Source organism: Sphingomonas sp. (assembly GCF_019749955.1).
GTDB lineage: Bacteria > Pseudomonadota > Alphaproteobacteria > Sphingomonadales > Sphingomonadaceae > Sphingomonas.
The window spans coordinates 1-3,013 of the sequence record NZ_JAIEPC010000026.1; the positions used below are offsets into that span (position 1 = coordinate 1).

The following is a 3,013-nucleotide window of genomic DNA, read 5'->3' on the forward strand; positions in this document are numbered from 1 at the left end:
GGAACCAGCCATTTATGGAGCTTACCCCGATGGCCAAGAAGAACATCCACCCCGAATATCACTTCATTACCGTCCAGATGACCGACGGCACGTCGTACAAGACGCGCACGACCTGGGGTAAGGAAGGCGATCTGATGACGCTCGAAATCGATCCCAAGTCGCATCCGGCGTGGACTGGTGGCCGTGGCTCGATGCTCGATGCCGGTGGCCAGGTGGCGCGCTTCAACAAGCGTTTCGGCGGCCTGTCGCTCAAGACCAAGTAATCGCCAGCGAATATGCGCCCAAGGCGTCGTTCTTAACGGCGCCTTAGGGATGCACGGCTACGCTTTGCTCATGAATGACAAAAGCGTGATGTTTGCCGCCGAGTTCGAACCGGCCATGCTCAATGGTCGGCGCCGCAGCCCGCGTGCGCCGGTGTCGCTTGACGCCCGCGTCGGGCGGGGCGGGCTCGACCGCGCGCTGTGCCGTGTGGTTGATTTGTCGATCCACGGTGCGCGCCTCCAAACCTATTCGCCGATCAAGTCGGGCTCGATGATCTGGCTGACGCTGCCGATCGTCGGGCCGGTCGCCGCCACAATCGTGTGGAGCGACGATTTCGTCGCGGGTTGCCAGTTTCAGGCGCCGCTCGAGCAGGCGACTTATGACGCGCTGCTGGACCTCGACCAGAAGCCGCGTTCGCTGAGCTGACGCGCCTGATCGTTAATGGCGCATGGTTTGATGCGTTTCCGTTCCCTGATCAGCCAAGTGTGGCAACGCGCGCATACGTATTCCCTTGAGAACCGTTGGACGATCATGATGGGTGTCGCCATCATCCGCCCTCAACTCAGGGGTGTTGGAGCGTCATGGCTGGATTGCGGCAGTTTCGCGTAACGCTGGCATGGCTTGGTGCGCTGGCGCTGATGTTCGGCGTCACCCCGGTTCAACCTGCTATAGCGCAACCGCGACCTTTAGCCGCGCGACCAGAGCGCAGCGAAATTTTCTACCACGTCTTTGTGCGCAGTTTTCGCGACACCAATGGCGACCGGATCGGCGATCTCGACGGTTTGCGACAAGGACTGGGCTATATCAAGCGCTTGGGGGTCACGACGATCCTGCTGACCCCGGTTCAGCCTTCGCCCTATTACCACAATTATTTCGCGACCGATTTCGACGGCGTTGGCGCTGAGTATGGCGGCAAGAATGCCTGGTTTGCGTTCCTTCGCGCGGCCCATGCGCAAGGCATCAGGGTCTATATGGACCTTGAATTCCAATATGTCGCGGGCGGCCACCCCTGGTTGACCAGTTCATGGCACAATCCGGCATCGCCTTATCGCGATCGGCTGTTCTGGAGCGAGGCGCCCGGCGGCGGTGCAGAAAGCGCCAAGGCCGCCGATCCGATCGCGTCGGTGTTCGGCCTTTATGCGGGCGCGGCGGACGGCACATCGCATGTGATTACGCCGATCAATCTCAACAACCCGGCCGTGCGCAACTATTTTCGCGACTATCTGCTGCGCTGGGCCGACCCGCACAGCGATGGCAGCGGGCGCGATGGCGTCGATGGCTACCGGATCGACCATATGATGGACGATCTCGACAATATGCACCGCGCCACCAACCTGTTCGACAGCTTCTGGAAGCCCTTGATCGCGGCTGTGAAGGCGCGCCGGCCGGAATTTCGCTTTGTCGGCGAGCAATGGGATTGGGGCTATGGCACCGATTTCATGACGCGCGGCCATGCCGACGCGGTCTTTGCCTTTCCGCTGCGCGACGCGCTCACCCGGCTCGACAAGGCAGCAATCGTGCGCGAGATTGCCGCGACCGAAAAAGCGACGCCGACGGGCAAACGCCAGGTCGTGTTTCTGGAAAACCACGATACCGACCGTTTCATGACGCTGTTGGGCGGTGATTCCGCCAAGGCGCGGGCCGGTGCCGCGATTCTGCTGATGCTGCGCGGCGAGCCGCTGATCTATTATGGCCAGGAGCTGGGCATGCGCGGGAAGAGGGGGCCGGCGGAAAGCACCGACGCGCCCGACATCCCCCGCCGTGAAGCGTTTCGCTGGCGGGCGGCGCTGGACGCGCCCGAGTCCGCGATCTGGTACCAATCGTTAAGCCGGGTGTGGGATCCGCGGGTCAACCGATCGAACGATGGCGTTTCGGTCGAGGAGCAGCAACAGCCAGCGTCGCTGCTCAACTGGTACCGGCAGCTGATCGCGCTGCGCCGCACCAGAGCTGAGCTCGCGTCGGGCAACCAGTCCTTGCCCTGCGCGCCATCCTCGCCAGTGCTGTGCGTGCTGCGCCAGCAGGGCAACAAGCGGACACTGTTGCTGGTCAATCTTTCGGGCGCACCGGCCGCGCCAATGTTTGACGCCGGGGTCGAGACGGCAGGGCTTCGGCTGCTGGCGGGTAAGGGCGCCGTGCGCGCGCCGCTCGCCCCCTATGCGGTGCGCATCCTGGGAACCCAGTAAGCGCTGCCCAAGTCCCGTCCGCGTGATCAGCGAACCGGCGTTGTCGCAAAGCGCAGGGTGCCACCGCGGGCCAAATGTCTGTGGGGGATCGCAAGCGCGGATAATGGCTGCCCGCCCAAGGAGACCCGCAACAGCCTGTCGCCGCTGCCGGTCCGTTCGATGGCCAATGTGGCGTGGCCCGGCACGCGAATACTGGCGCGCCGGACCAGCGGGATGCCTGCGACATAGGTGCCACTGGCGGGCTGGACGGGATAGAATCCCAGCGTGGCGAAGACATACCAAGCGCTCATTTGCCCGGCATCTTCATTGCCGATGATCCCGGCCGGGCTGTCCTTGTAGAAATTCCTGGCGATGCGGGACACGAGCTGATGGCCGATCTCCGGGGCATCGGTATAGGTATAGAGCCAGGCGATGTGATGGCTCGGCTCATTGCCATGCGCATATTGCCCGATCAACGCCTCTTGCCCCAGATATTCGGCGCCAGCGCTGGGTTTCAGGCCAAAGAAAAACCGGTCGAGCATCGCCTGGAAGGCCGCGCGACCGCCCATGGCATCCGCAAGCCCTTGTGG

The 3,013-nt window shown here is 63.1% G+C and carries 4 protein-coding genes; 3 read left to right on the top strand and 1 reads right to left on the bottom strand.

The features are described from left to right. Nucleotides 1-29: 29 nt before the first annotated feature. The 3 genes from rpmE to K2W81_RS08075 all read left to right on the top strand — a co-directional run bounded on the left by rpmE (nt 30) and on the right by K2W81_RS08075 (nt 2,444). Entirely contained in the window at nt 30-263 is a 234-nt protein-coding gene (rpmE, locus tag K2W81_RS08065; RefSeq protein WP_294103165.1) for a 50S ribosomal protein L31, read from the top strand. Nucleotides 264-333: 70 nt separating this feature from the next. Next, the gene (locus tag K2W81_RS08070; RefSeq protein ID WP_294103157.1) at nt 334-687 is read left to right on the top strand and encodes a PilZ domain-containing protein; all 354 of its coding nucleotides are present in this window, start codon (nt 334-336) and stop codon (nt 685-687) included. A gap of 155 nt (nt 688-842) precedes the next feature. Next, nucleotides 843-2,444 (top strand): alpha-amylase family glycosyl hydrolase, encoded by a 1,602-nt coding sequence (locus K2W81_RS08075; protein WP_294103160.1) that lies wholly within the window; start codon nt 843-845, stop codon nt 2,442-2,444. Between the two features lie 26 nt (nt 2,445-2,470). Here K2W81_RS08075 and K2W81_RS08080 read toward each other — a convergent pair. Beyond that, a partial coding sequence (locus K2W81_RS08080) for a glycoside hydrolase domain-containing protein (RefSeq protein ID WP_294103163.1) occupies nt 2,471-3,013 on the bottom strand: 543 nt, incomplete at its 5' end.